This window comes from Stenotrophomonas sp. GD03958, from assembly GCF_029839005.1.
In the GTDB taxonomy this organism is placed as follows: Bacteria; Pseudomonadota; Gammaproteobacteria; order Xanthomonadales; family Xanthomonadaceae; genus Stenotrophomonas; species Stenotrophomonas hibiscicola.
In genome coordinates this window covers 1-25,579 of sequence record NZ_JAOBZT010000003.1, presented here as the reverse complement: position 1 = coordinate 25,579, position 25,579 = coordinate 1, and the positions used below count along the sequence as shown (strand labels likewise).

The window sequence follows — 25,579 nt, the reverse complement described above, 5'->3', positions numbered from 1 at the left end:
TCCGCCCTCAGGTATTGGCCGGCGAGCTCAGCGGCGGGCGCACCAGGTCGCGGTGGAAGAAGTAGATTTCCTGCACCAGGAAGCGCCAGCTGGTGTGGAAGCTGCGGAAGCGCGTGCTGGGCGTGGACGAGGCCAGCGCATCGATGCCCAGTGCCTTGCTCAGGCGCAGCGCGCGCGCCATGTGCAGCGGGTCGCTGACGATGATCACCCGGTGCAGGTCGCGCTGGTCCATCAGTCGCTTGGCTTCCACCAGGTTCTGCACGGTGTTGCGCGACGCGGTCTCGATCAGGATCGCATCGTCCGGCACGCCATGCTTCAGCGCATAGCGCCGCGCCACCTGCGATTCGGAGAAGCGCGCACCGGTGCCACCATAGCCGCCGGTGAAGATCAGCAGCGGCGCGTACTGGGCCTCGTACAGGTCCAGTCCATGGCGGATGCGTTCTTCGAACACCGGTGACGGCTTGGCGTCATAGGCCGCCGCACCGAGCACGATGATGGCGTCGGCCTTGGCGGCCTGGTCGCGCTCACCCACCCAAACGATCCAGGCGGTCACGCCCAGCAGCCAGACCACCAGCAGCACGAACAGCCGCCACAGCCAGCCCAGCAGGCCGGTGCGGGGCCGGTGCCGGTCGCGGCTCATGGCGCGCCCCAGCGCAGCGCAGGCAGGTCGACATTGCCACCAGACAGCACCAGGCCCACGCGCAGGCCGGCGAAGCGCTGTGGCTGTGCCAGCACGGCAGCGAGCACGGTGGCCGACGACGGCTCGACCACCTGCTTGAGCACCTCCCACAGCAGGCGCATCGCCGCCATCGTCGCGGTGTCATCAACCACGATCACCTCGGCACCTGCCGCGCGCAGCAGTTCGAAATTCGGCGCGCCGATCAGGGTACGCAGTCCATCGCAGATCGTGTCCGGGGCGAACGCGCCCTGCCGCTCGCCAGCGGCCAGCGAGCGCGCGGTATCGTCGGCTCCGGCTGGCTCGGCCAGCACCAGGCGGGTCTGCGGGCTGGCGTGCTGCAGGGCCAGCGCGGTGCCGCTGGCCAGGCCACCGCCGCCGACCGGCACGACCAGCACGTCGAACGGGCCGTCGCTGTGCAGCAGCTCCAGCGCGGCGGTGCCCTGCCCCGCCATCACCGCCGGGTCGGTGTATGGATGGACGAGAGTCGCGCCGGTATCGGCCTGCACTTTGGCGCAGGCGGCCTCACGATCGGCGGTGGTCGGCGGGCAGCGCCAGAGGGTGGCGCCATGGCGCGCGATGTTGGCCAGCTTGGCCGCCACCGCGCCTTCCGGCACCACCACGTGACAGGGAATGCCACGCGTGCGCGCGGCCAGCGCCAAGGCGGCGCCATGATTGCCGGAGGAGTGCGTGACCACGCCGGCACTGGCGCGATCGGCCTCCAGCGACCACACCGCGTTGCAGGCACCACGGAACTTGAATGCGCCGCCGCGCTGCAGGTGCTCGGCCTTGAACGCGAGTTGCGCGCCGGCCAGCGCATCAAGCATGCGCGAGCGCAGTACCGGGGTCACGCTGGCATGCGGGGCAATCCTCGCCGCAGCAAGCAGGACGTCATCGGCGCGGGGCAACAGTGAATCGCTCATGACGCAAGATTAACGTATGGCTTCGCGCTGGCGACCGGGGCGCAGGTCATGCCAGCATGCAGGCCTACGCCTCCATTCATCCTGGCCGGCAGAATTAAGGGCCGATTCAACGCTGGCGCCCGAAGCTGACTGCACACCCGTCCTCTGGGGGGACCCACCATGAAAATGCGCCTGATGCTTGCCGGTGGCCTGCTGCTGGCCCTGACCGGCTGCACCACCTACGACTATGTCGGCGGCGGCCGCAGCGGCAGCTACTACCACGGTGCGCCGTCGGTGGAGTACCGCTACCCGGCCGGCTATCCCTACAACTACGGCCCCTACGGTGGCTATGGCGGCTACTACGGCGGCTACGGCAATCCGTATTACTCGCGCCCGATCTACCGCCCGCCGCACAACCATCGCCCGCCGCCGCGCCCGGGCAATGGTGGCGAGCACCGTCCGCCGCCCCCGTCGCGACCGTCGTACAACGGTGGTTCGCCGTGGCGGAACATGGACTCGATGCGCCGCCCGCCGCAGTCGAACGCACAGCCGCCGGCGCCCCAGGCCCGTCCGGCACCGGCACCGAGTGCGCCGAGGATGAACGGTTCCCCCTGGCGCAACATGGATCGTGCGACGCAGCGCACAGTTGAGCGCTGAACCGTCTTGCATTTCACACGGTCCAAGCCGCACTCTACGCGGACAGTGACGGCCCACGTCACAAAGTGACAAAAACGACACGGGCCGCCGCAAAAAGCTCTACGTCGATATCCGACAGGAACATCTGGATCCCCCCTGTTCCGGCCCTGTCGGATGTCGGCACCTCTGAAGGCAGACGGCCCCGCAATGCGGGGCCGTTTGTTTTGTCAGGTCGCCAACCGGCGAAAGCCCCAGCTTCAGTAGATCCACGCCATGCGTGGATGGCGCCTTCCCGACAGCCGCAAAAAAACAGGGCCGGACAGTCCCCCGACTGCCGGCCCTCTGCTCCCCCACCGTGCGCCTGTACCGGCCCCTGTTCCAATTCCGGTCACGGGCGCCTACGGCGCCAGCCACGATGGGTGCTATTGGGTTATCTGCAAAAATCCTGCCAACTTTAGGGCCGATTTCGCCGCCAACTGGCTGGCGCCGGCGTCCGGACCCCGAATGGCGCTAAAATCGCCACCCCGGCGCCGCCCCCGGCCGCGCCTGCCCCAAGCTGAACAGCCCCCATGAACCCGTCCTTCCATCGTTACGACGTCATCGTCATCGGCGGTGGCCACGCCGGCACCGAAGCCGCGCTGGCCGCGGCCCGCACCGGCGTGCGCACCCTGCTGCTGACCCACAACATCGAAACGGTGGGCGCGATGAGCTGCAACCCGGCCATCGGCGGCATCGGCAAGGGCCACCTGGTCAAGGAGATCGACGCCCTGGGCGGTGCGATGGCGCATGCCGCCGACCGCGCCGGCATCCAATGGCGCACGCTCAACGCATCGAAGGGCCCGGCCGTGCGTGCCACCCGCTGCCAGGCCGACCGCAACCTGTACCGCATGGCGATCCGCGCCATCGTCGAAGGCCAGGACAACCTGACGGTGTTCCAGGCCGCGGTCGATGACCTGGTCATCGAAGGCGATGCCGTGCGCGGGGTCATCACCCAGACCGGCCTGCGCTTCGATGCCGAGGCCGTGGTGCTGACCGCCGGCACCTTCCTGGCCGGCAAGATCCATGTCGGCCCGACCCAGTACGCCGCCGGCCGCATGGGCGACCCGCCGGCCACCACGCTGGCGGCGCGCCTGCGCGAGCGCCCGTTCCAGGTGGACCGCCTGAAGACCGGCACGCCGCCGCGCATCGACGGCCGCTCGCTGGACTACAGCGTGATGGATGAGCAGCCCGGCGACTCGCCGCGCCCGGTGATGTCCTTCCTGGGTTCGGTGGACGAGCATCCGCAGCAGGTCAGCTGCTGGATCACCCACACCACCGAACAGACCCACCAGATCATCCGCGACGCGCTGCACCGCTCGCCGCTGTACAGCGGCCAGATCGAGGGCATCGGCCCGCGCTACTGCCCGTCCATCGAAGACAAGGTGGTGCGCTTTGCCGAGAAGGCCAGCCACCAGATCTTCGTCGAACCCGAAGGCCTGGGCATCGTCGAGATCTACCCCAACGGCATCTCCACCTCGCTGCCGTTCGACGTGCAGCTGGAGATGGTGCGCAGCATCCGCGGTTTCGGCAACGCGCATATCACCCGCCCGGGCTACGCGATCGAGTACGACTTCTTCGATCCACGCGGGTTGAAGGCTTCGCTGGAAACCAAGCTGGTCAACGGCCTGTTCTTCGCCGGCCAGATCAACGGCACCACCGGCTATGAAGAAGCCGCCGCGCAGGGCCTGTTGGCCGGCCTCAACGCCGCACGCCAGGTGCGCGGGCTGGACGGCTGGTGCCCGCGTCGCGACGAGGCCTACCTGGGCGTGCTGGTGGATGACCTGATCACCCACGGTACCAACGAGCCGTACCGCATGTTCACCAGCCGCGCCGAATACCGCCTGCAGCTGCGCGAGGACAATGCCGACCAGCGCCTGACACCGGCCGGCCGCGAGATGGGCCTGGTGGATGACCGCCGCTGGAACGCGTTCGAGACCAAGCAGGCCGCTGTTGCTGCCGAACGCGCACGCTTGGGCGCGCTGTGGGCAACCCCGGCCAATGCGCTGGGCCGTGAAGTGCAGGACACGCTGGGTGTGGCGGTCAGCCGCGAGACCAACGTGCTGGACCTGATCAAGCGCCCCGAGCTGGATTACGCGCAGCTGATGCAGGTGCCATCGCTGGGGCCGGCCGTGGCCGACGCCAAGGTGGCCGAGCAGGTGGAGATCGGCGTGAAGTACGCCGGCTACCTGGACCGCCAGCGCGAGGAGATCGAGCGCCAGCAGCGGCATGAAGCCACGCCGATCGCCGAAGCCTTCGATTACGCGGCGGTGCGCGGGCTGTCGGCCGAAGCGCTGCAGAAGCTGGAGCGCGTGCGCCCGCAGACCATCGGCCAGGCGCAGCGCATTCCGGGCATGACCCCGGCGGCAATCTCGCTGCTTCTGGTGCACCTGGAGCGTGCACGCCGCGGCCGCGTGGCGTAACGCGGGATTGGTGGATGCCATCCACCAATGCGGCGCGCGATCCGTTCTGGCAGGTGTCGACCTTGGTCGACACGGATGCATGAGGCATTCCGGCAGTTGCGGGTGGCGGGGTCGCCATTGGCCGAGCGCGTATCATCGTCGCGGACGCCCTGATTTCCGGAGACATCGATGAACCCGCTGCGCCCCTTCCGCGACAAGATGCCCGTCCTCGGCGAGCGCGTGTACATCGACCCGTCGTGCACGATCATCGGTGACGTGGAGCTGGGCGAGGACGTCTCGGTGTGGCCGGGCACGATCATCCGCGGCGACGTCAACTACGTGCGCATCGGCGCACGCACCAACGTGCAGGACGGCACCATCATCCACGTCAGCCACCACAGCCCCTACAACAAGGCCGGCTACCCGACCCTGATCGGCGAAGGCGTGACCGTCGGCCACGGCTGCATCATCCACGCCTGCACCATCGGTGATTACAGCCTGATCGGCATGGGTGCCTGCATCCTCGACGGCGCGCGGGTCGAGCGCCATGGCTTCGTCGGCGCCGGTGCCGTGGTCGGCCCGGGCAAGGTGGTCGGCGAAGGCGAGCTGTGGGTGGGCAACCCGGCCCGCCCGGCACGCACGCTGAGCGACAAGGAAATCGAGGCGCTGCATTACTCGGCCGACCACTACGTGCGGCTGAAGGACGAATACCTGGGCTGAGCGCCCAACGCCGCCATGCGGCTCTGCTAAAGTCTGGGCCCGACCAGGACCTGTCGAGACCCCCATGCCTGTGGCTGCCTGCCGGAGAGGACTCCGGCGCCCACAACGAAGGCCATCACGCTGATGGCCGCACCGATGCTCGATACCTACCGCGAGGTGGTAACGCCGGAGGGTGTGCCGCTGCAGTTGCCTGCAGCCGGCCCGGTACCGAGGGCGATGGCCTGGCTGGTCGATCTCGGCGTGCGCATCGCGGCACTGGTGCTGATGTCGATTCCGCTGGCACTGCTGGACCAGTTCGGCTCCGGCCTCTACCTGGTGCTGATGTTCCTGGTTTACTGGGCCTACCCGATCGTCTGCGAAGCAGTGTGGGGACGCACCCTGGGCAAGCGTGCGCTGGGGCTGCGCGTGCTGTCCCGCGATGGCGCGCCGGCAGGCTGGATGGCGGCGATCACCCGCAACCTGCTGCGCACGGTGGACATGCTGCCCTTCGGCTATGCGCTGGGCCTGATCAGCAGCCTGTTCGATCCGCATGGCCGCCGTCTGGGCGACCTGGTGGCGGGCACTGTGGTGGTGCATGCACCCGCGCTGTACCTGCCACCGCCGCCGACCATCGGCAGCGTGCTGGCCCCGCCGCAGCCCCTGCGACCAGAGGAACAGGCCGCGCTGATGGCCTTCGCCGAGCGCGCGCCACGCTTGTCGGCGGCGCGCCAGCAGGAGCTGGCCGGTATTGCCGAGCCACTGACCGGCACCCACGGCCAGGTCGGCGTGTTGCGCCTGTATGCGATGGCCAACTGGCTGCTGGGGCGGCGATGAAACAGGAGCAATTCGTCGCCCGCTACCAGCAGGAATGGCAGGATCTGGAGCAGTGGCTGCTGCTGCGTGCCGGCGCCTCACGCCGCACGCGCCGCAAGGCCAGCGGCCTGGCACTGGACGACACTACCTTCCCGCAGCGCTACCGGCGGCTGTGCCAGCAGCTGGCGCTGGCCCGCGAGCGCGGCTACAGCCCGCAGCTGGTGCAACGCCTGCAACAGCTGATGCAGCAGGGCCACAGCGTGCTGTACCGCACGCCGCCAACGCGCTGGCGGCGTGCCCTGGAGTTCCTGGTGGCCGATTTTCCGCTGCTGGTGCGCAGCCAGGCGCGCAGCATGTGGGCGGCGCTGGCGATGTTCGCGCTGCCGGCGCTGGCCTGCTTCGTGCTGGTGCAGGTCTATCCGGACCTGATCCACATGCTGATGGACAACCGCCAGATCGCCGAGATGGAGCGCATGTACGATCCCGCCGCCGAGCGCCTGGGGCGTGACAGCGGCACCGACTGGATGATGTTCGGCCACTACATCATGAACAACATCAGCATCGCCCTGCGCGCCTTCGCCAGCGGGCTGCTGGCCGGGCTGGGCACGCTGCTGGTGCTGCTGTTCAACGGCGTGATCATCGGTTCAGTGGCAGGCCACCTGCAGCACATCGGCCATGGCGACCCGTTCTGGCGCTTCGTGGTCGGCCATGGCGCCTTCGAGCTGACTGCGATCGTGATCGCTGGCGGTGCCGGCCTGCAGCTGGGCATGAAGCTGCTGGCGCCGGGCCGGCGCAGCCGCCTGGATGCACTGGTCGACGGCGGCCGCATCGGCGCGCGGCTGTGCCTCGGCGTCGCCTTCATGCTGTTGGTGGCCGCCTTCATCGAAGCCTTCTGGTCATCGATCGCCGAAGTACCTGCATGGGGCAAGTTCAGCGTGGCCGGTGTGTTGTGGGCCGGCGTGCTGCTGTGGCTGTGGCGCGGCGGACGTGGAGCTGGCCATGCGCATTGACCACCTGGACGTGGCGCTGCGTGCCCGCAGTGGCTGGGAAGCGATGGAGCTGGGCACCGCGCTGTCCCGCCGTCACGCGCGCGCGCTGTGGGGCAGCTGGCTGCTGGCCAGTGCACCGCTGTTCGTGATCTTCAACGCGCTGGGCTGGTGCCTGGATGCCTTCGGCTGGGCCTGGCTGGCGATGTGGTGGTGCAAACCGCTGTTCGAACGTGCGCCGCTGTATGTGCTGTCGCGCGGCATCTTCGGTGAACCAGTCGGCACGCTGGCCGCGCTGCGTGCGCAACGTCACTGGGGCAACAGCGGCTTCTGGGGCTACCTGGGCTGGCGCCGCTTCAGCGTACTGCGCAGCCTGTGCCTGCCGGTGAACCTGCTGGAAGGCAACACACCAGACCAGCGCGGCCCACGCCGCCGTGCGGTGGCCGCCGGGGCTGCAGGCGCGGCACTGGTGCTGACCGTGAGCTGCATGGCCTTCGAAGTGGTACTGGTATCCGGCGCGATCGGTGCGGTGTTCATGTTCATGCCACTGGAGCTGATGTCCGAATCATGGCGCGCCGCATGGGACATGATCGGCCAGGACACACCCGCATGGGCACGGCTGGGCTTCAACCTGGCGTGCTGGCTGGCCTCGGTGCTGATCGGCCCGTTCTTCGTCGGTGCGGGCTTTGGCCTGTACTTGAACCGGCGCACGCAGATGGAAGCCTGGGATGTGGAGATCGCCCTGCGCCGCCTGCGCGAGCGGCTGCTGCCGGCGGCATCGACGCTGGCCCTGCTGCTGTGCCTGGCACTGCCGCTGGTCTCCGCACCGGTGCATGCGCAGGACACAGACGCCGAGCCCCAACGAGCCATAGGCAAGCCCAACGACCGTGGCATCGACGCCGAGGGAAGCGACGAAGCACCGACCATCGACCCGGCCAACACCCCGGCAACGATCTTCGGCGGTACGCCGGTGGACACCGCCGGTTTCCGTCAGGCAGTGAACCGCGCCTATGAAGACCCGCTGCAGCGCCCGACCCGCCAGGTCACCCGCTGGAAGCCGATCGAACAGGCCGAGGAAGAGAAGAAGGAAGACAAGCAGCTGCAGCGTGACACCAACAGCAACGGTGAACGCAAAGCGCGCAAGGACGGCATCGCCTGGCTGGCGCGGCTGGCCGAATGGGGCCTGTGGGGGCTGCTCGGCGTCCTGCTGCTGGTGCTGCTGCTGACCGCACGGCTGTGGCTGCCGTGGCTGCGGGGCAGCGGCCGACGCAAGGCCGAGGCCGCACCGCCGGTGGTGGAGGAACAGGTGGAGTTGCCGGTGGTGCTGCCGCCGGACGTGGCCACCCAGGCCGGCCTGCTCTGGGACCAGGGCCGGCCGCGGCAGGCGCTGGCCCTTCTGTACCGCGCCAGCGTGCGCACGGTGGGCGAGCGCAGCGGCATCGCGCTTCCACCCGGTGCCACCGAAGCGCAATGCCTGCGCGCGTCGCGGCGCATGCCCGAGGCCAGCGACCGTGACCTGTTCGCGCGCATCGTGCGCATGTGGCAGTACGCCGCCTACGGTGGCCGCCTGCCCAGCCGCGCCGATTTCGATGCGATGGCCGATGCCCTGCGCCAGCAGTACGGGTGGCAGGCATGAGTCCGCGCCTGTCCTGGTCGCTGCTGCTCGGTGCATTGGTGCTGCTCGGCGTACCGCTGGCGATCCTCTACCTGCGCACGCACGAGCGGGTAACCGAGACCATCCGGCTGCCGCCACGGGGCGAGGCGGCCTACAACCCGCTGTACGTGCTCGGCCAGGCCCTGCGCGCTGATGGCATCGCCGTGCACTCGCGGCCGCGGCTGGACCTGCAGCAGATGGCGCTGGGTCCGCACGACACGGTGGTGGTGCTGCAGGACAGCAGCGAACTGCCGGCGCCCGTTGCCAGCGCGCTGCTGGACTGGGTCGACCGTGGCGGCCACCTGCTTGTACGTACACCGCCGCCGGTCGAGGACGATGCCGGCAGCACGCAGGGCCCGCTGCTGGACCGGCTGGGCGTGGACAGCCTGTTCCAGCGCAGCGATTGCCAGCCGTTCCATGTCGACGACGATCCTGGCCACGTTGAATTCTGTGCTGGCCGCCGCTTCACCCTGGGTTTTGCCGCCAATGCGCAGGCCGAACGCCGCTGGGGCGGTGACCGTGACCTGGTGTTCGCGCGCCTGCGCCATGGCCAGGGCAAAGTGAGCGTGCTGGCGGACATGGAGTTCCTGCGCGGTGATGTCGACTCGGCTGCCGCGCGCCTGGCCGCGGCCGCCGGCGGTGCCAGCGATGGCCTGCACGACAAGGCTCACCGCGACCTGACCCGCTATCTGCTCGATCCGAACTACGGCAAGGGTGCGGTCTGGCTGATCTATGCCAGCCGCTCACCGTCGCTGTGGTCGCGCATGTTCTACCAGGGCTGGCCGCTGTGGGCGCCGCTGCTGCTGGCCCTGCTGGGCTGGTTGTGGGCCCGCTCGCAACGCTTCGGCAGCCTGCTGCCGTCACCGGTACTGGAACGCCGTTCGCTGCTGGAACACGTGCACGCCAGTGGTGAATTGCTGCTGCGTTTCGGCCACGGTACGCGCCTGTACGAGGCCGTTCTCGCCCTGTTCCTGCACCGCCTGCGCCTGCGCGCACCGGTGGCTGCCGCACTGGATGGTGCGCCACGCGAACAGGCCATCGCCGAACTGCTGAAGTGGCCGCAAGGCCGTGTTGCCGCCGCACTGACGCCACCTCCGCCGCACGATTCCTCCGCCCTGCGCGAGCGTATCCGCTTGCTGCTCCAGATGAGATCCCTGCTATGACCGAAGTCCCCGAGCTGCCGGCGGCCGCCAACGCCCGCCTGATCGAACGCGTCGATGCCATCCGCACCGCCGTTGGACACGCCTTCATCGGCCAGGCCGATGTACTGGACCAGATCCTGGTGGCGCTGCTGGCCGGTGGCCACGTGCTGATCGAGGGCGTGCCCGGGCTGGGCAAGACCCTGCTGGTGCGTGCACTGGCACAGGCCCTGGAGCTGGACTACGGGCGCGTGCAGTTCACCCCCGACCTGATGCCCAGCGACGTCAGCGGCCACGCGGTGTACGACCCGAAGAGCGAGAGCTTCAAGATCCGTCGCGGCCCGGTGTTCACCAACCTGCTGCTGGCCGACGAGATCAACCGTGCCCCGGCCAAGACCCAGTCGGCCCTGCTGGAAGTAATGCAGGAAGGCCAGGTGACCATTGAGGGCAAGGCCTTCACCCTGGCGCCGCCGTTCATGGCGCTGGCCACGCAGAACCCGCTGGAGCAGGAAGGCACCTACCCGCTGCCGGAAGCACAGCTGGACCGCTTCCTGCTGAAGGTGCTGATCGACTACCCCCAGCTGGAGGACGAGAAGCGCATGGTGACCGCGATCACCAGCGGCCGCGCTGCCAGCGATTTCGACCTGAGCCAGGTGCCGCGTGTGCTCGGTGCCGGCGAGCTGCTGGAACTGCAGCGTGCCACTGCGGCGATCACCGTCGATGACGAGGTGATCGACTACGCGGTGCGCATCGTCGCCGCCACCCGGCAGTGGCCGGGCATCGCCGTCGGCGCCGGTCCGCGCGGCAGCATCGCGCTGGTGCGTGCCTCGCGCGCACAGGCGGTGCTGGCCGGCCGCGACTTCGTCACGCCGGACGACGTGCGCGACATCGCCCGCCCGGCGCTGCGGCACCGCATCGCGCTGGCCCCGGAACTGCAGATTGAAGGCCAGGACGCCGACGATGTGCTGGGCGCACTGCTGGCCAAGGTGGAAGCACCGCGCCGATGAGGCCTGCCCCGCTGCTGCTGGCGCTGCTGCTGGCCTGGGCCGCCCTGGGCGGCCTGGTGCTGGGCGGGTTGCTGCCGCGCTGGAGCTGGGCGCTGGCCGCGGCGGCCATCGCGTTGCCTGCGCTGTTCGACCTGTGGCGGCAATCGCGGCGTCCGTCGCCGCAGGTACAGCGCGAACTGCCCGAAGCGCTGGCGCTGGGCGTGCGCCGCGAGGCGGCGTTGCGTCTGCAGGCCGAGCAATCGATGACGGTACAGGTGTTCGACCTGGTGCCCGGCGGCTGGCCGCTGGAAGCGCTGCCGCAGCGCGTGAGCCTGCAGGCCGGTACGGCGTCCACCCTGCACTACCACCTGCAGCCGCTGCAGCGTGGGCACTTCCGCTTCGAGGGGGTGCACCTGCGCATGCGTTCGCCGTGGCGCCTGTGGTGGCAGCAACGCACGCTGCCGCCGGCGCTGGAGGTGCGGGTCTATCCGAACTTCGTGCCGCTCACCCGCTTCGCATTGTTCAGTGCCGACCAGGCCTCGCGGCTGGTCGGTGCGCACGTGAAGCGCCGCCGTGGCGAAGGCACCGACTTTCACCAGATGCGCGAGTACCGCATCGGCGACAGCCTGCGCCAGCTGGACTGGAAGGCCACCGCACGTGCGCGCAAGCTGATCTCGCGCGAGTACCAGGACGAGAAGAACCAGCAGTTGCTGCTGATGCTCGACAGTGGCCGGCGCATGCTGGCCAGCGAAGGCGGGCTCTCGCACTTCGACCATGCCTTGAATGCCTCGCTGGTGGTGGCCTACCTGGCGCTGCGCCAGGGCGATGCCGCCGGCCTGTACGCTGCCGGGGGCGAACGCCGCTGGGTGGCACCACAGCGCGGCATGGGCACGGTCGAGCACCTGCTGCGCGCCAGCTACGACCTGCAGCCGCGCGCGGTGGCCACCGACTACCTGGCTGCGGCCACCGAAGTATCGCTGCGCCAGCGCCGGCGTGCGCTGGTGATGCTGGTCAGCAATGTGCGCGACGAGGACATCGAAGACCTGCTGGCCGCGGTGCGCCTGCTGCAGCAACGCCACCTGGTATGCGTGGCCAGCCTGCGCGAGCGCGAGCTGGATGGCGCGCTGGAGGGTGACGTGCAGACCCTGGAAGACGCCACCCAGGCCGGTGCCGCCGCGCTGTACCTGCAGCAGCGCGCGAAGGCGCACGAGGCACTGCGCAGCGAGAAGGTGATGGTGCTGGACGTGACCGCCGACGCCCTGCCCGGCGCGCTGGTGGAGCGCTACCTGGCGGTGAAGCGCGAAGGGCTGCTCTGAGCCGAGCGTGGGCTCGGCTCTACACGAATCGGGTTGTCTGTAGCGCCGAGCCCTTGCTCGGCTGCCGGCCAGCGGCCGGCACTACCTACCCCTGCAGCAAGCGCCGCTGCAACCGCTCCACCGCACGCTGCAGCAGCACCCGGTTGCGGGCCAGCTTCATCCACTGCGGCAGGCGCGAGAACATGGATCGATGATGGCCGCGGCCCTCGCGCAGCGTCGCGCCCGCGTATTCGTGCAGTGCCTGCAGATGTTCGGCGTTGTAGGCCCACAGCAGGCCCGCGCGGGTCGATTCGACCAGGCGCAGCGGCAGACCGAAATGCGGATCGGCAGGCTCGGCGTCACGCAGTGGGCGCATCGAGACCGCGACCTCGGTGCTGCGACCGCACTGTGCGCATCGGGCGGGGAAGGATGCCGGCGCGGGGATGCCGACGGGAATCGGTCGACACACATGCAGCCACTGATGCCCGCAGAATCCACAAGGTTGGCGGCCCAGCATGTAGACCGCACCGACCCAGTCACCACTATCCAACGCAGAACTGCAGCCGGTGCAGCGGAAACGCGCAGTCCATCGATAGGGTTTCCAGCTGGCGATAACCCAACCGGGGGTGTCGCAGCGATGGCAACGCACCGCGACGCGGTCCGCGAATGCCTGCAGGCTGCGCCCGTCATCGAAATGCCGACCCGGCACGGGCGTGGTACGCCCATGCCGGCCAGGCCAGCGCTGCACCGTCATCAGACGTAGATCCGCGTTGGCGCCTCATCTACGATCGCGTGCGGCACGAAGCGCGCACTGTCGCGGGTGATCGCGCTGTCGTCCTCGCGGATGCCGATGCCGCAGGCGTGGTCACCGATCACCCAGCTGCCGATCAGCGGATAGCCGCCTTCGAAGCGGGTCAGCGGATGTGCGCGCTGGATGATCGCCGGGCCATCGTAGGGACCGTCGCTGCGCTGGGTGCTGCCATCGGCCAGGTGCATCTCGATGTTGGCGCCCTCGCGCGAGAACAGCGGCTTGCGCACCCAGCCCGACGGCAGCGTGCTGCCGTCATCGAAGTGAGCCTCCAGCAGGTTCGGATGGCCCACGTTGCGCTGCCACAGCAGCGGCAGGATGCCCTTGTTGCTCAGCACCGCCTTCCAGGCCGGCTCCAGCAGCTGCACGCCGGAACCGGGCAGCGCGCGGCCAAACTCTTCAGCCATCAGGTCTTCCAACGGGTACAGCTTGAACAGCGTGCCGATCACCGAATCATCCAGCGCGGTGAAGCGGCCGTCCTCGGACAGGCCGATATCCTCGATGGCGATGGCCTGGCCATGCAGACCGGCCTGCGAGGCGCAGTCGCGCAGGTAATCGACAGTGCCACGGTCTTCTTCGGAGCTGCCCACCGCGCTGAAGAACAGCGGCGGCGGCAGCTGCGTGGCCAGTTCGCCGAAGCGCTCGACCAGCGCCTCATGGATCGCATTGAACTGGTCGGCATGCTGCGGCAGGCGGCCGGCGTTGCGCTGGTCTTCCAGCCACTGCCACTGGAAGAAGCTGGCCTCGAACAGCGAGGTCGGCGTGTCGTAATTCAGCTCGTACAGCTTGGCCGGGCCGGTGCCGTCGTAGGCCAGGTCCAGGCGGCCGTAGAGGTGCGGCTGGCGCTGGCGCCAGCTGTCGGCGATCCAGTCGCGGTAATGCGACGGAATCGCCAGCTGGTCCATCAGGCGCTCGCTGGCGATGACATCACCGACCAGGTCCATCGCCATCTGGTGCAGCTCGGCGCTGGGGTCTTCGATGTCCTGTTCGATCTGGCGCAGGGTGAACGCGTAGTACGCGCGTTCATCCCAGTACGGCTGGCCATCGATGGTATGGAAACGGAAACCCGCTTCCTCCGCGCGTGCCCGCCACTGGGCACGCTCGCCAATCCGGATACGCTGCATGGGTCGATCAGCCGCCGTAGCTGCCGCTGCTGCTGCGGCGCGCGCTGGTGTTGCCGAAGCCACCACGGCTGGCAGTGACCGCACGGTTCGGCTCGCTGGTGACCGGCGCCAGGCCGGCCTTGCCGGCACCGATGCCGCTGGCGGTGTTCAGGCCGCCGGTGCCGCCCGGTGCCGGGCGCGCCCAGCCAGCGTTCTTGTCCTGGTAAGCCGGTGACGACGCCGGCGCCTGCGGGGCGAGGCCGCCACGGTTGCTCAGCATCTGCGACATGAAGAAGCCCATCATCATCGGGCCGATGAACGAGGTACCGGCCGAGGTGTGCTGCTGCACGCACTGTTCCGGCTTGTAGTCCTTCTCGCAGGCTTCCTTGCTGGCGTACTTCGGTGCCGCATCGGCGGCCTGCTTCTGCGCTTCGGCAAAGGCATTGCGGCACGACGACGGATCACCGGTGGCCTCGGTGCAGGCCTCCACCGAGGTGTACAGGCCTTCCTGCACCTTCACCTCCGGCTCCTTCTGGCAGGCGGTGAACAGCAGCGGCGCGGCGCTCATCAGCAGCAGCGCGGTGGTGCGGGAACGTTTCATGGCCTCATGCCCTGTCGACGGATCAATGCCCCAATGATGCCAAATCCGGGCCAGCAACCGGAATCGGCAAAGTGCGAAAGATGAACGGCCTTTCATTTTCGTCGTTCCCCATCATCCGCGCATGACGTGGATCCACCGGTGTCGACCAAGGTCGAGACCTACCAACAGCCGCAGGAAACGTCGAAGGCGGGTGGGTCCGGTGGCAGGGGTGTGAGCCGCATGGATGCGGCGACCAAGCCCCCATGGACGGGTTAACGGCGTCCCCTGCCACCGGACCCACCCCGCCATCCCACGGAGCGCCCGCCTTTGACGTTGACGTGGACGTTGCCTCTGCGGGTGCCGGGCGCAGCCCGGCCGGACCATCTCCGGTGGTTGCAGCAGCAACCGAAAAAATTGGCCATGATCGGCTGACCCCCACGTCGTACGGCACGCCCGTTCCGCCCGCCATGCCCGAATACCGTTCCCGCACTTCCACCGCCGGCCGCAACATGGCCGGCGCCCGCGCCCTGTGGCGTGCCACCGGCATGAAAGACGGCGACTTCCACAAGCCGATCATCGCCATCGCCAACTCCTTCACCCAGTTCGTGCCCGGCCACGTGCACCTGAAGGACCTCGGCCAACTGGTCGCGCGCGAGATCGAACAGGTCGGCGGCGTCGCCAAGGAATTCAACACCATCGCCGTGGACGACGGCATCGCGATGGGCCACGACGGCATGCTGTATTCGCTGCCCAGCCGCGAGATCATCGCCGACGCCGTGGAGTACATGGTCAACGCGCATTGCGCCGACGCACTGGTGTGCATCAGCAACTGCGACAAGATCACCCCCGGCATGCTGATGGCCGCGCTGCGCCTGAACATCCCGGTGGTGTTCGTGTCCGGCGGGCCGATGGAAGCGGGCAAGACCAAGCTGTCCGAGCACAAGCTGGACCTGGTCGATGCAATGGTGGTGGCCGCCGATGACAGCGCCTCCGACGAGAAGGTGGCCTCGTTCGAGCGCAGCGCCTGCCCTACCTGCGGCTCCTGCTCGGGCATGTTCACCGCCAACTCGATGAACTGCCTGACCGAGGCGCTGGGCCTGTCACTGCCCGGCAACGGCACCACGTTGGCCACCCACGCCGACCGTGAGGCGCTGTTCCGCCGTGCCGGGCGCCTGATCGTCGAACTCTGCCATCGCTGGTATGGCGGCGAAGATGCGAGCGCGCTGCCGCGCGGGATCGCCACCCAGGCCGCGTTCGCCAACGCGATGACCCTGGACATCGCCATGGGCGGATCCACCAACACCATCCTGCACCTGCTGGCCGCAGCGCAGGAAGCGGAGGTCGACTTCGACCTGACCCACATCGACGCGCTGTCGCGACGCGTCCCGCAGCTGTGCAAGGTGGCGCCGAACACACCGAAGTACCACATCGAGGACGTGCACCGCGCCGGCGGCGTGTTCGGCATCCTCGGCGAGCTGGACCGCGCCGGCCTGCTCGATGCCTCGGTACCCACCGTGCACAGCGCCAGCCTGGCCGACGCACTGGAACGCTGGGACGTGGTGCGCAGTGACAACGACACCCTGCATACCTTCTTCAAGGCCGGCCCAGCCGGCATTCCCACCCAGGAGGCCTTCAGCCAGGCCACGCGCTGGCCCGCGCTGGACCTGGACCGCGCCGAGGGCTGCATCCGCTCGCTGCAACATGCGTATTCGCTGGAAGGTGGCCTGGCTGTGCTGCGAGGCAATCTGGCCGTCGATGGCTGCGTGGTGAAAACCGCCGGCGTGGATGAATCGATCCATGTGTTCGAAGGCCCCGCACGCGTCTACGAAAGCCAGGACGCCGCCGTCGCCGGCATCCTCGCCGACGAGGTGCAGCCGGGCGAGGTGGTGGTGATCCGCTACGAAGGGCCGAAGGGCGGCCCGGGCATGCAGGAGATGCTGTACCCGACCAGCTACCTGAAGTCGAAGGGACTGGGCAAGCAGTGCGCGCTGCTCACCGATGGCCGCTTCTCCGGTGGCACCTCGGGGTTGTCGATCGGCCACGTTTCGCCGGAAGCGGCCAGTGGCGGCGCGATCGGGCTTGTGGAAGACGGTGACCGCATCCGCATCGACATCCCGGCCCGCCGCATCGACCTGCTGCTGGATGAGGCCACGCTGGTCCAGCGCCACAGCGAGGCCGATGCACGCGGCTGGAAACCGCGTGCGCCGCGCCCGCGCAAGGTCACCAGCGCGTTGAAGGCCTACGCCCTGCTCGCCACCAGTGCCGACAAGGGCGCCGTACGCAACACCGCCCTGCTCGGCGATTGATCCCTGCGCGGTAGTGCCGGCCGCTGGCCGGCATCTGCACGCCGCGTCCCACATCATTGAGGTTGCCGGCCAGCGGCCGGCACTACCCGTCGTGATCCGTTATGGTGGCCAGGAGGTCATCAACACGGAGGTTGAGAGGATGTTGCTTTTCTTTGCACTGGCCGCTGCCATGGGCACGTCAGCAGAACCACCCAAAGCATCCGACTGCAGCTACGACCGTGCAGCGATGCTGGCGATGGAACCGGATGCGTTCGATCAGGACCTGGAAGGTGGCTGGCGCACGCTGGCCGACCGTGGCTGCCACCGTGAAGCCGCTGATCTGCTCGCCGCCTATGCTGTGCTGCCCAAGGCTGCGGGCAACACCATGATTCTGTGGCATGAAAGCCAGATGCGTGCGGAGGCGGGCCAGTACCCGGAGGCGGTGGCGCTGATGCAGCGCACCTACAAGCCCACCGCCACCGACCCCGGTTACTGGAACGCCTACGTGGACGGCACGATCGCCTTCCTGCAGCGTGATCGTGCGGCGCTGGAGAAAGCGCGAGCAAGGTTGATTGCGATTCCTGCGCCGGAGCAGATTGCCAAGGCGCTGAAGGATGGGCGTTATCATTTCACGACCGCCGGCGGGCAGAAGGTGGATGTGCCGTGGCCGCCCAACCTGGACGTGCTCGATGGCTTCCTGCGCTGCTTTGATCGCGATTACCACAATGCGATGGGCAACCAGGCCTGCCGGAATCCGGAGGGCGATTGAGCGACAGAGGGCGTGGTCGGGTCAGAGCCCTTCCTTCGGAAGGGATCCGACCCCGTCTCAGCCGATCACGCGCTTGAACGGCGGCAGCGCGTCGATGATGCGCTTGCCGTAGCGGCGGGTCAGCAGCCGCGAATCGAGAATGACCACGCGGCCGGTGTCGGTGGAGGTGCGGATCAGGCGGCCGGCGAACTGGGTCAGCGTGCGCAGCGCGTGCGGAATGGCGATCAGGTTGAAGGCATTCAACCCGCGCCCTTCGAACCACTCGCTGAGGGTGGCGGTCTGCGGGTCGGTCGGCACCGCGAACGGCACCTGGGTGATCACTACCGTGGTGCAGGCTTCGCCGGGCAGGTCGAGGCCTTCACCGAACGAGTTCAGTCCGAACAGCACCGAACCCTCGCCTGCGGCCACGCGGCGCAGGTGCTCGTCGATCAGCCGGGTCTTGGACATCTCGCCCTGCACCAGCACCTGCTTGCGGCGCGCGGCCGGCATCAGCCCGGCCACCTTCTCCATCTTCCAGCGCGAGGTGAACAGCACCATCGAACCCTTGGCCCAGTCCAGCTCGGTGTCCAGGTAGCGCGCCACTTCGCGGGGATGGCCTTCGCGATCGTCGGGGGTGACCGGAAACTTCGGCACGATCAGCTCGGCCTGGTTGGGCAGGTCGAACGGCGACGACAGCGAGACCATCTCGGCCTCTTCCGGAATGCCGTTGTCGATCGCCAGCGACTGGAAATCGCCACCGCCGGTCAGCGTCGCCGAGGTCATCACCACCGAGTCCACTTCATCCCATAGCAGCTTGCGCAGCACGTGCGCGGCCGACACCGGCGAGCCGTGCAGCACCAGGTCGCCGTCGCGGGTGGCGGTGACCCAGCGCGCCATCGGCGGCGCGCCGTCCTTGTCCTCGCGGCGCCAGGCCTGCCACAGGTTGTACTGCTGCTCGATCATTTCCAGCGCCATGCCCAGGTTGCGCTGCAGGCGCTCGCGCGCGGCATCGTCCGGCTTGCCCTTGGCGACCTGCGCGGTGGCGGCATGCGCCCAGTTGTAGAGGCTGCGGGTATCGTCAGCCAGCGCCTCGATCGGCTCGCGCCAGGCCTCGGGCAGTCGCCCATTGGCCGCGCGCCACATCGGCTCCTCGTCGGCCGGCGCCGGCATCCACACGCGCTCGACATGATCGCGGAACGCGCGCAACTGCTTGGCCACGTTGCTGGCCACTTCGATCGCTTCGTTCGGCAGCAGGTTGCCGAGGCGGTCCTTGTCGACCGCGCGGTAGGCACCGGCGATCAGGATCTGCAGGCGGCCGGTGCGCTTGGCCATTTCATCCAGCGCCAGGCTGGCCGCGCCCTGGTCGATCGCCACGTTGCCGATGTGATGGCCTTCGTCCAGCACCAGCAGCATGTCCGACGGCGGCGCGATCAACGGCTGGCCGTTGTCGCTATCGCCGATCGACAGTGCCGACAGCAGCAGCGCGTGGTTGGTAACGACGATCTGCGCATCACGCACGGTGTTGCGCGAACGCAGCACCGCACACTGCGCCGAATAGGCACAGCGGCGCCCGGCGCAGCCCGAGGCCGGCGTGGTGATGCGGCTGCGCAGGCCGGGGCTGATGGTCTCCGGTGCGTTGTCGATGTCGCCATCCCAGCTGCCGCTGGTGAAGGCGTCGGTCAGGCGCTTGGCGATGTCCATCTCGATCGGCGCCAGCGGCCGGTCGAACAGCGGCGCGTCATCCTCGAACATGCCGCCCTGCGAGCCCTCGCCCTGCGCCTCGGCCGCGTTGCGCGTGCACAGGTAGCGGGTACGGCCCTTGGCCAGCGCCACGGTTGCTTCCAGGCCGGTGGCCTTGAGGAAATTCGGGATATCGCGCTCGACCAGCTGCGATTGCAGCGCCACGGTGCCGGTGCTGATCACCAGCTTCTTCCTGGTGGCCAGCGCAATCGGTACGCCTGCGGTGAGGTAGCCCAAGCTCTTGCCGACGCCGGTGGGCGCCTCGACCACGCCGACGCCGCCACTTTTCGACAGCGCACGCGACACCACGCCGATCATCTGGCTCTGCGAGCGGCGGGTGGAGAAGCCGGGGGTATTGGCCTGCAGCGTGGTGTACGCCTTGCGGATCGCGTCCTTCAAGGCGTCATCGAGCATGCGCGGAGCGGCGACGGTTTCGGTCACGCCGGGAACTACCGTAGCTGGATCAGGCCGGTCATTGTCGCATGGCCGGCCACGACCGCCGCCGCTGCCTGCCTGAACAAGCCAGCGACGACACCCGGCGGCCGGATGAACACGCCGGACGCTACTGGGGACAGACCAGGGCCGTCACCGGGAGGTCACTGCACCACGTTGCCACGCAGCCGCAGCAGGCGCACCAGCGCCCACACCAGCAGCACCACGCCGATGGCTTCAACCATTGCCAGCGCGAAGTGCAGCACGCCGAGGATGGTGCCGATGCCCGACACGGCGCCGAAGTTACCGCTGCTGACCAGCCACATCGGCAGGATGCCCGCTGCCAGGCCGCCGAGACTGGACAGCAGCAACAGCAGCAGGCCGGCCAGGGCGCCGGTGCGGGTGGCATCGCGCGGCGCGCCGACCACCCAGACCAGGCCGATGCACAGCGCGATCAGCACCGGCAGGCGCACGCCCACCATGCTCAGCACGGTCACCAGCAGGGTTGCGCCGTCCATCGATCAGTCCTCGCCGGCCAGCACGGCCGAGCCCTGCCGCAGCGACTGGTAGACCTCATCGGTCTGCGGGCGCACGCCATGCCACTGCAGGAAGCTCTCGGCGGCCTGTTCGACCAGCATGCCCAGCCCATCCACGGTATTGCGGCAGTTGGACGCGCGTGCCCAGGCCAGGAAGGCGATGGCAGCCTCGCCGTAGTTGAGGTCGACGGCGGTGGTCATCGAGTTGACCAGCGACAGCGGCAGCTTGAACTCGACGTCGCGGTCGCGGCCGGCCGAGGTGGCATTGACGATCAGCTCGAAGTCACCCAGGTCACGCAGGTCTTCCCAGTAGCGGCTGATCGCGCGGCCTGGTTCGCCCATCGCGTCGATCAGTTCATCGGCGCGTTCCGGTGTGCGGTTGACCACCACCAGCTCGGTGATGCCGGCATCGAGCAGCGCCGGCGCGACGCTGCGCGCGGAACCGCCGGCGCCGATCAGCAGCACGCGGCGGCCACGCAGGTCCAGGCCATGGCGGTCGGTCAGGTCACGCACCAGGCCGATGCCATCGGTGGTATCGCCGTGCCAGCGGTCGCCCTTGCGCAGCAGCGTGTTGACCGAGCCGGCGCGGCGCGCGCGCGCGGTCAGGGTGGTGCACACCGAGAACGCGGCTTCCTTGTGCGGCGAGGTGACGTTGGCACCGACACCGCCTTCGGCGGCGAAGGCTTCCAGGCCGGCCAGGAACGCATCAGGGGCCAGGTCGATTGCACGGTAGTCGATGCTGATGCCTTCCTGGCGACCGAACGTCGCGTGGATCTGCGGCGACTTCGAGTGGGCAACGGGGTGTCCGAAGACGGCGTAACGGTCGGTCATGGAATCCTCAAGCTGGCTAGACTGATGCTCTTTCGTGCACGGACCCGGATGATGCGCATCACCCCGCCCCTGCTGGTGCTTGCCGCCAGTCTACTCTCTGCCCCCGTGGCGATGGCGTTGAACGAGTACGGCATCGAAGGCATGGGCGTGGTCTCCACCCGTGCCGACGAGGGCCGCGCCACGATCAGTCCCGATGGCCAGCGCATCGTCTTTGCCCGCCGCGGTGAGGCTGGCTGGGGCCTGTGGGAGGCGCGCGTGGTCGACGGCCGCTGGCAGCAGGCGCAGGCCCTGCCGGTAGGCGTGGCCGGTGAGGCCCGTGATCCCTACTTCAGCCGTGACGGCCGCTGGCTGCTGTTCGCGGCCGGCCGCGAGGGCGCACTGGCGTTGTACCGCGCCGCGTTGGCCGCCGACGGCCGGCTGGGCCCGGCGCAGCCGCTGGCCGGTGACGGCGGGCGCCGGGAAGAGCGCGGCCCGGCCCTGAGCGCGGACGGCAAGCAGCTGTTGTTTGCCCGCCAGCAAGGCCGTGGCGCCGGCTGGGACCTGTTCGTGGCGACGCTGGATGCGCAGGGCCTGCGCGGCCCGGCCAGCGCACTGAGCGCGTTGAACAGCGCCGACGACGAGACCGACGGCGACTGGCTCGGCCAGGACGGTGCCGTGGTGTTCAGCCGCGGCAGCGGCAGTACCGCGCAGGTCTGGAGCAGCGGCTGTGCGTGGAGCGGCGCGGCGCTGCAGCCGCTGGCGTTGTCGTTCAACCAGACCGGCGGCTGGACCGGCGCGCCGGTGATCGACAACGCCAAGCCAGGCGAGATGCTGGTCGCCAGCAGCGCGGCGAAGGCGCCGCGCGCCGGTGGCGTGGACGTGTACCGCTTGGCGGTGCCGAAGATGGCGGCGGTGGCCGGGTGCGCGCGGTAGATCCACGCCATGCGTGGATAGCCGTTTGGTAGATGCCAACCTTGGTTGGCATACGTGAAAGCGCCAACCAAGTTTGGCGACTACCAGTAGATCCACGCCACGTGGATGAAACGCCCCGTCAGCGAGACAACACCTTGGCGCGCTGCTGCTCGTACTCCAGCTCACTCAGCTGGCCGTTGTCCTTGCGCTGGTTCAACGCGGCCAGCTCGGCCTGCACGCTGTCCGGCAGCGCCTGCTCTCGGGCCACGTGGCGGGCAGCGGAGAGCTGCTCCGGCGGGCGCTTGCCGGCCCGCCAGGCGGCGATGAAGACACCGACGATGATGGCGCCGAACACCAGTGTTCCGGTGCCCCAGATCAGCCATTGCATCCATCCCAGTTCGGGTGCCATCGCGCAGTCCTCCGTCTATCGTGTCGCTATTGTCAGCGCTCGCGCAGCCATCGCGCCACCTGCGGCGCGAAATAGGTCAGTACGCCGTCGGCGCCGGCCCGCTTGAAGCCCAGCAGCGACTCCAGCACGCAGGCACGCTCGTCCAGCCAGCCATTGGCGAAGGCGGCCTTCATCATCGCGTACTCGCCACTGACCTGGTAGGCGAAGGTCGGCACGCCGAATTTCTCCTTCACCCGGCGCACCAGGTCCAGGTACGGCATGCCCGGCTTGACCATCACCATGTCGGCGCCTTCTTCCAGGTCCAGCGCGATCTCGCGCAGTGCCTCGTCGCCGTTTGCCGGGTCCATCTGGTAGGTCTTCTTGTCGGCCTTGCCGAGACTGGCCGCGCTGCCCACCGCATCACGGAATGGACCGTAGAACGCCGAGGCGTACTTGGCCGAGTAAGCCATGATGCGCACGTTGACGTGGTGGTCGGCATCCAGCGCGCGACGGATCGCGCCGATGCGGCCGTCCATCATGTCCGACGGCGAGACGATGTCGACCCCGGCTTCGGCGTGCGACACCGACTGCTTGACCAGCGCTTCCACGGTGATGTCGTTCAGCACGTAGCCCTTGTCATCGATGATGCCGTCCTGGCCGTGGGTGGTGTACGGGTCCAGCGCCACGTCGGTCATCACGCCCAGCTCCGGGAAGCGCGACTTCAGCGCGCGGATCGCACGCTGCGCCAGGCCGTCCTCGGCCCAGGCGGCCGATGCATCCAGCGACTTCAGCGACGGGTCGATCACCGGGAACAGGTCGATCACCGGAATGCCCAGCTCCAGCGCCTCTTCGGCCACCTTCAGCAGTTCTTCGATCGACAGCCGCTCCACGCCCGGCATCGACGGCACTGCGGTGCGGCCGGCCAGTTCGTGCACGAACACCGGGTAGATCAGGTCGTCGGTGGTCAGCGTGTTCTCGCGCATCAGGCGGCGCGAGAACTCGTCGTGGCGCATGCGGCGCGGGCGGTACAGCGGGTGGGACATGGCAGGCTCCGAGGAGTGGCTATTGCAACAGGTAGCCCTGCGGCAGCAGGGGTTCGGGCAACGGGCGTTCGCCGAGCGCATCGAGCTGGTCGATCTCGATCGTGCGCACCAGCGCGTCCAGCGGCAGATCGTTCGGCTCAAGGCCGAAGGGGTCTTCCATTTCTTCGCCCAGTTGGTCCAGGCCGAAGAAGGCATAAGCCAGCACCGCCGACAGCACCGGCGTGCCCCAGCCCAGCGAACTGGCCAGGCCGAACGGCAGCAGCACGCAGAACATCCACGCGCAGCGGTGCAGCAGCAGGGTGTAGGCGAACGGCAGCGGCGTGGTGAGGATGCGCTCGCAGCCGGCCTGGATCGACGACATCGCGTGCAGGCGCTCTTCCAGCTGGGTGTAGAGGATCGGATCGAGCTCACCGCTGCGCAGCGCCTGGGCCAGTTCGGCGGCGATCATCGCCAGCAGCGCGTCGGGCACGTTCTCGCGCTGGCCCAGCTGTTCGCGCTGGCGCTTGTCCAGCCACGGCAGGGCCATCAGCGCCACGATGCGCCCACGCAGGCGCCCGGCCAGGGCGTGGGCGAACGCGGTGGTGACGTAGGCGATGCGGCGACGGCGGCCGGTGTCATCGGCCAGCAGCAGGTTCACCTGGCGGGCCAGCGAACGCGATTCGTAGACCAGCTGGCCCCACAGCTTGCGGCCTTCCCACCAGCGCTCGTAGCAGGCGCTGTTGCGGAAGCTGAGGAAGATCGACAGCACCAAGCCGAGCAGGGTGAACGGCGTGACCGACACGCGTTCGATGCCGGTCGGCGGCGCCAGTTCCACCACCGCAGCCACGGCGATGGACAGGATCAGGATGGCCAGCACCTTGGGCGCGATCGCTTTGACGATCGAACCGCGCAGGATGTACAGCAGTTGCCAGCCGTGGGGACGGGGTCGGATGATCATGGGGCAGCCGCGCCGGGCGCGGATTCACAGGCACGCGGGGGGCTCGCGCAGCCATTCATTGTACGCCCCCGCCCGGCCATCGGCCGTGCGCCTGCGACGCCCTGTCGCACCCGGGCACGGGCTCAGATGACGCCACCACCCAGGCCGAGGCGGAGGATGCCCACCACCACCACGATGCCGTTCAGGACCAGGCCGGCCCAGGCCCGGCCACGCTTGCTCGGGTGGGTGAACAGGATGCCCAGCGCGGCGATGACCGCGCCCACCGCAGCGAACGGGATAAGGAACCAGTTGCCCCAGCCGAGCAGTGGAATCAGCGCCAGGATCATCCACAACAGCGCCAGTACTCCCCACAACAGACTGATCACGCCCATGCCACTCTCCCGCAGTTGGTTCCTGCCCCAACCATAGACGTTCCCGCTGCCGTCGCCTACTGCCGTTGGCGGGGCTGTCACCCCCGGCGTGCTAGCGTGCTGCTGTGCGTGCCCTGGCCCGGGTGTTGGCGCCGATTCAGAGTGGCCCGCCGATGATCGCAACCAGTCCTACAGGGGTCGTGCCATGAACATCCGTTGGGCCGCGTTGGCGGCCATCCTGCTGGTCGCCGCCGGCTGTGCCAGCACCTCCAAGGTGATGCTGGGCCGCGCCCGCGCACCCATCGATCCGGCACTGGTGCAGATCTATTCGACGCCTCCGGCCGGTTCGCAGGAAATCGCCCAGCTGGAATCGGCGTCCGCCGTCGGCTTCGGCACACAGGGCCAGACCGATGCCGCTGTGGCACGCCTGAAGCGCGAGGCCGCCGCGCTGGGCGCCAATGGCGTGGTGCTGATGGGCGTGGGCAGCAGTGGCTCGCCGGTGGGCATGTCGGTGGGCGCCGGCACGTTCGGCTCGCATGTGGGTGGCGGCGTCGGCATCGGTATTCCGACCACGCAGAAGCGCGCCGCCGGCGTCGCGATCTGGGTGCCGAATCCGGCACCGCCGGCGCGATTGCCGACACAGGTGATTACCCCGCAACCGCAGCGCTGACCCGGACGGGCCA

Annotated in this window: 25 protein-coding genes; 13 read left to right on the top strand and 12 right to left on the bottom strand. The window is 68.7% G+C overall.

Features of this window, described 5'->3' with window-relative positions:
* Positions 1 to 7: 7 nt before the first annotated feature.
* Together N5C25_RS01395 and N5C25_RS01390 are read right to left on the bottom strand one after the other, a co-directional pair.
* On the bottom strand, positions 8 to 652 hold the full coding sequence (locus tag N5C25_RS01395; RefSeq protein WP_058979308.1) for a YdcF family protein: 645 nt from the start codon (positions 650 to 652) through the stop codon (positions 8 to 10).
* The gene (locus N5C25_RS01390) at positions 637 to 1,599 is read right to left on the bottom strand and encodes a pyridoxal-phosphate dependent enzyme (RefSeq protein WP_058979056.1); all 963 of its coding nucleotides are present in this window, start codon (positions 1,597 to 1,599) and stop codon (positions 637 to 639) included. The genes N5C25_RS01395 and N5C25_RS01390 overlap by 16 nt, the downstream gene beginning before the upstream one ends.
* Positions 1,600 to 1,758: 159 nt before the next feature.
* Here N5C25_RS01390 and N5C25_RS01385 point away from each other — a divergent pair, with 159 nt between their 5' ends.
* The 9 genes from N5C25_RS01385 (at position 1,759) to N5C25_RS01345 (ending at position 12,245) form a co-directional block, all read left to right on the top strand.
* Positions 1,759 to 2,235 carry a hypothetical protein gene (locus N5C25_RS01385; RefSeq protein ID WP_279936189.1) on the top strand — a complete coding sequence of 159 codons (477 nt, stop codon included), beginning with the start codon at positions 1,759 to 1,761 and terminating at the stop codon, positions 2,233 to 2,235.
* A gap of 548 nt (positions 2,236 to 2,783) precedes the next feature.
* Complete coding sequence (gene mnmG, locus N5C25_RS01380; RefSeq protein WP_058979060.1) at positions 2,784 to 4,673, top strand: tRNA uridine-5-carboxymethylaminomethyl(34) synthesis enzyme MnmG; 1,890 nt, start codon at positions 2,784 to 2,786, stop codon at positions 4,671 to 4,673.
* Positions 4,674 to 4,841: 168 nt separating this feature from the next.
* A complete protein-coding gene (locus N5C25_RS01375; protein WP_019661650.1) occupies positions 4,842 to 5,372 on the top strand; it encodes a gamma carbonic anhydrase family protein in 531 nt (176 codons plus the stop codon).
* Between the two features lie 123 nt (positions 5,373 to 5,495).
* On the top strand, positions 5,496 to 6,185 hold the full coding sequence (locus N5C25_RS01370) for an RDD family protein (protein WP_019661651.1): 690 nt from the start codon (positions 5,496 to 5,498) through the stop codon (positions 6,183 to 6,185).
* A complete protein-coding gene (locus tag N5C25_RS01365; RefSeq protein ID WP_251102189.1) occupies positions 6,182 to 7,174 on the top strand; it encodes a stage II sporulation protein M in 993 nt (330 codons plus the stop codon). Before N5C25_RS01370 ends, N5C25_RS01365 begins: the two co-directional genes overlap by 4 nt.
* A complete protein-coding gene (locus N5C25_RS01360; RefSeq protein ID WP_279936188.1) occupies positions 7,164 to 8,786 on the top strand; it encodes a DUF4129 domain-containing protein in 1,623 nt (540 codons plus the stop codon). The genes N5C25_RS01365 and N5C25_RS01360 overlap by 11 nt, the downstream gene beginning before the upstream one ends.
* The gene (locus tag N5C25_RS01355; RefSeq protein ID WP_279936187.1) at positions 8,783 to 9,967 is read left to right on the top strand and encodes a DUF4350 domain-containing protein; all 1,185 of its coding nucleotides are present in this window, start codon (positions 8,783 to 8,785) and stop codon (positions 9,965 to 9,967) included. Before N5C25_RS01360 ends, N5C25_RS01355 begins: the two co-directional genes overlap by 4 nt.
* Positions 9,964 to 10,950: a MoxR family ATPase gene (locus tag N5C25_RS01350; RefSeq protein WP_014648782.1), complete on the top strand. Its 987-nt coding sequence runs from the start codon at positions 9,964 to 9,966 to the stop codon at positions 10,948 to 10,950. The genes N5C25_RS01355 and N5C25_RS01350 overlap by 4 nt, the downstream gene beginning before the upstream one ends.
* On the top strand, positions 10,947 to 12,245 hold the full coding sequence (locus N5C25_RS01345) for a DUF58 domain-containing protein (RefSeq protein WP_279936186.1): 1,299 nt from the start codon (positions 10,947 to 10,949) through the stop codon (positions 12,243 to 12,245). The genes N5C25_RS01350 and N5C25_RS01345 overlap by 4 nt, the downstream gene beginning before the upstream one ends.
* An 85-nt stretch (positions 12,246 to 12,330) precedes the next feature.
* Here N5C25_RS01345 and N5C25_RS01340 read toward each other — a convergent pair whose 3' ends face one another.
* The 3 genes from N5C25_RS01340 to N5C25_RS01330 are packed head-to-tail and all read right to left on the bottom strand — an operon-like array spanning position 12,331 to position 14,736.
* Positions 12,331 to 12,978, bottom strand: a complete 648-nt coding sequence (locus N5C25_RS01340) for a hypothetical protein (protein ID WP_058979069.1) — start codon at positions 12,976 to 12,978, stop codon at positions 12,331 to 12,333.
* Positions 12,978 to 14,156: a glutathionylspermidine synthase family protein gene (locus tag N5C25_RS01335; protein ID WP_279936185.1), complete on the bottom strand. Its 1,179-nt coding sequence runs from the start codon at positions 14,154 to 14,156 to the stop codon at positions 12,978 to 12,980. Before N5C25_RS01335 ends, N5C25_RS01340 begins: the two co-directional genes overlap by 1 nt.
* A gap of 7 nt (positions 14,157 to 14,163) precedes the next feature.
* Positions 14,164 to 14,736, bottom strand: a complete 573-nt coding sequence (locus N5C25_RS01330) for a DUF1190 domain-containing protein (protein WP_021203331.1) — start codon at positions 14,734 to 14,736, stop codon at positions 14,164 to 14,166.
* 446 nt (positions 14,737 to 15,182) lie between these two features.
* Here N5C25_RS01330 and ilvD point away from each other — a divergent pair, with 446 nt between their 5' ends.
* Together ilvD and N5C25_RS01320 are read left to right on the top strand one after the other, a co-directional pair.
* Complete coding sequence (gene ilvD / locus N5C25_RS01325; RefSeq protein ID WP_251102194.1) at positions 15,183 to 17,021, top strand: dihydroxy-acid dehydratase; 1,839 nt, start codon at positions 15,183 to 15,185, stop codon at positions 17,019 to 17,021.
* A 13-nt stretch (positions 17,022 to 17,034) separates the two neighbouring features.
* The gene (locus tag N5C25_RS01320; protein WP_345781903.1) at positions 17,035 to 17,769 is read left to right on the top strand and encodes a hypothetical protein; all 735 of its coding nucleotides are present in this window, start codon (positions 17,035 to 17,037) and stop codon (positions 17,767 to 17,769) included.
* Between the two features lie 57 nt (positions 17,770 to 17,826).
* Here N5C25_RS01320 and dinG read toward each other — a convergent pair whose 3' ends face one another.
* The 3 genes from dinG to aroE form a co-directional block, all read right to left on the bottom strand.
* Positions 17,827 to 19,902 (bottom strand): ATP-dependent DNA helicase DinG, encoded by a 2,076-nt coding sequence (gene dinG / locus N5C25_RS01315; protein WP_251102197.1) that lies wholly within the window; start codon positions 19,900 to 19,902, stop codon positions 17,827 to 17,829.
* Between the two features lie 182 nt (positions 19,903 to 20,084).
* Positions 20,085 to 20,438: a hypothetical protein gene (locus N5C25_RS01310; RefSeq protein ID WP_058979078.1), complete on the bottom strand. Its 354-nt coding sequence runs from the start codon at positions 20,436 to 20,438 to the stop codon at positions 20,085 to 20,087.
* A 3-nt stretch (positions 20,439 to 20,441) separates the two neighbouring features.
* On the bottom strand, positions 20,442 to 21,287 hold the full coding sequence (gene aroE, locus N5C25_RS01305; RefSeq protein ID WP_019661661.1) for a shikimate dehydrogenase: 846 nt from the start codon (positions 21,285 to 21,287) through the stop codon (positions 20,442 to 20,444).
* A 48-nt stretch (positions 21,288 to 21,335) separates the two neighbouring features.
* On the opposite strand from aroE, the gene N5C25_RS01300 reads away from it, so the two are divergent.
* Positions 21,336 to 22,199 carry a PD40 domain-containing protein gene (locus tag N5C25_RS01300; protein ID WP_058979080.1) on the top strand — a complete coding sequence of 288 codons (864 nt, stop codon included), beginning with the start codon at positions 21,336 to 21,338 and terminating at the stop codon, positions 22,197 to 22,199.
* Positions 22,200 to 22,317: 118 nt separating this feature from the next.
* On the opposite strand, the gene N5C25_RS01295 is transcribed toward N5C25_RS01300, so the two are convergent.
* From N5C25_RS01295 to N5C25_RS01280, 4 genes are all read right to left on the bottom strand, one after another.
* Positions 22,318 to 22,587, bottom strand: a complete 270-nt coding sequence (locus N5C25_RS01295) for a hypothetical protein (protein WP_019661663.1) — start codon at positions 22,585 to 22,587, stop codon at positions 22,318 to 22,320.
* 32 nt (positions 22,588 to 22,619) lie between these two features.
* Complete coding sequence (gene hemB / locus N5C25_RS01290) at positions 22,620 to 23,609, bottom strand: porphobilinogen synthase (protein ID WP_058979084.1); 990 nt, start codon at positions 23,607 to 23,609, stop codon at positions 22,620 to 22,622.
* Positions 23,610 to 23,628: 19 nt separating this feature from the next.
* Entirely contained in the window at positions 23,629 to 24,546 is a 918-nt protein-coding gene (locus N5C25_RS01285) for a bestrophin family ion channel (RefSeq protein WP_019661664.1), read from the bottom strand.
* A gap of 122 nt (positions 24,547 to 24,668) precedes the next feature.
* A complete protein-coding gene (locus tag N5C25_RS01280; protein ID WP_006475755.1) occupies positions 24,669 to 24,917 on the bottom strand; it encodes a hypothetical protein in 249 nt (82 codons plus the stop codon).
* Between the two features lie 184 nt (positions 24,918 to 25,101).
* On the opposite strand from N5C25_RS01280, the gene N5C25_RS01275 reads away from it, so the two are divergent.
* A complete protein-coding gene (locus tag N5C25_RS01275; RefSeq protein WP_014038879.1) occupies positions 25,102 to 25,566 on the top strand; it encodes a hypothetical protein in 465 nt (154 codons plus the stop codon).
* The last annotated feature ends 13 nt before the right edge of the window (positions 25,567 to 25,579 follow it).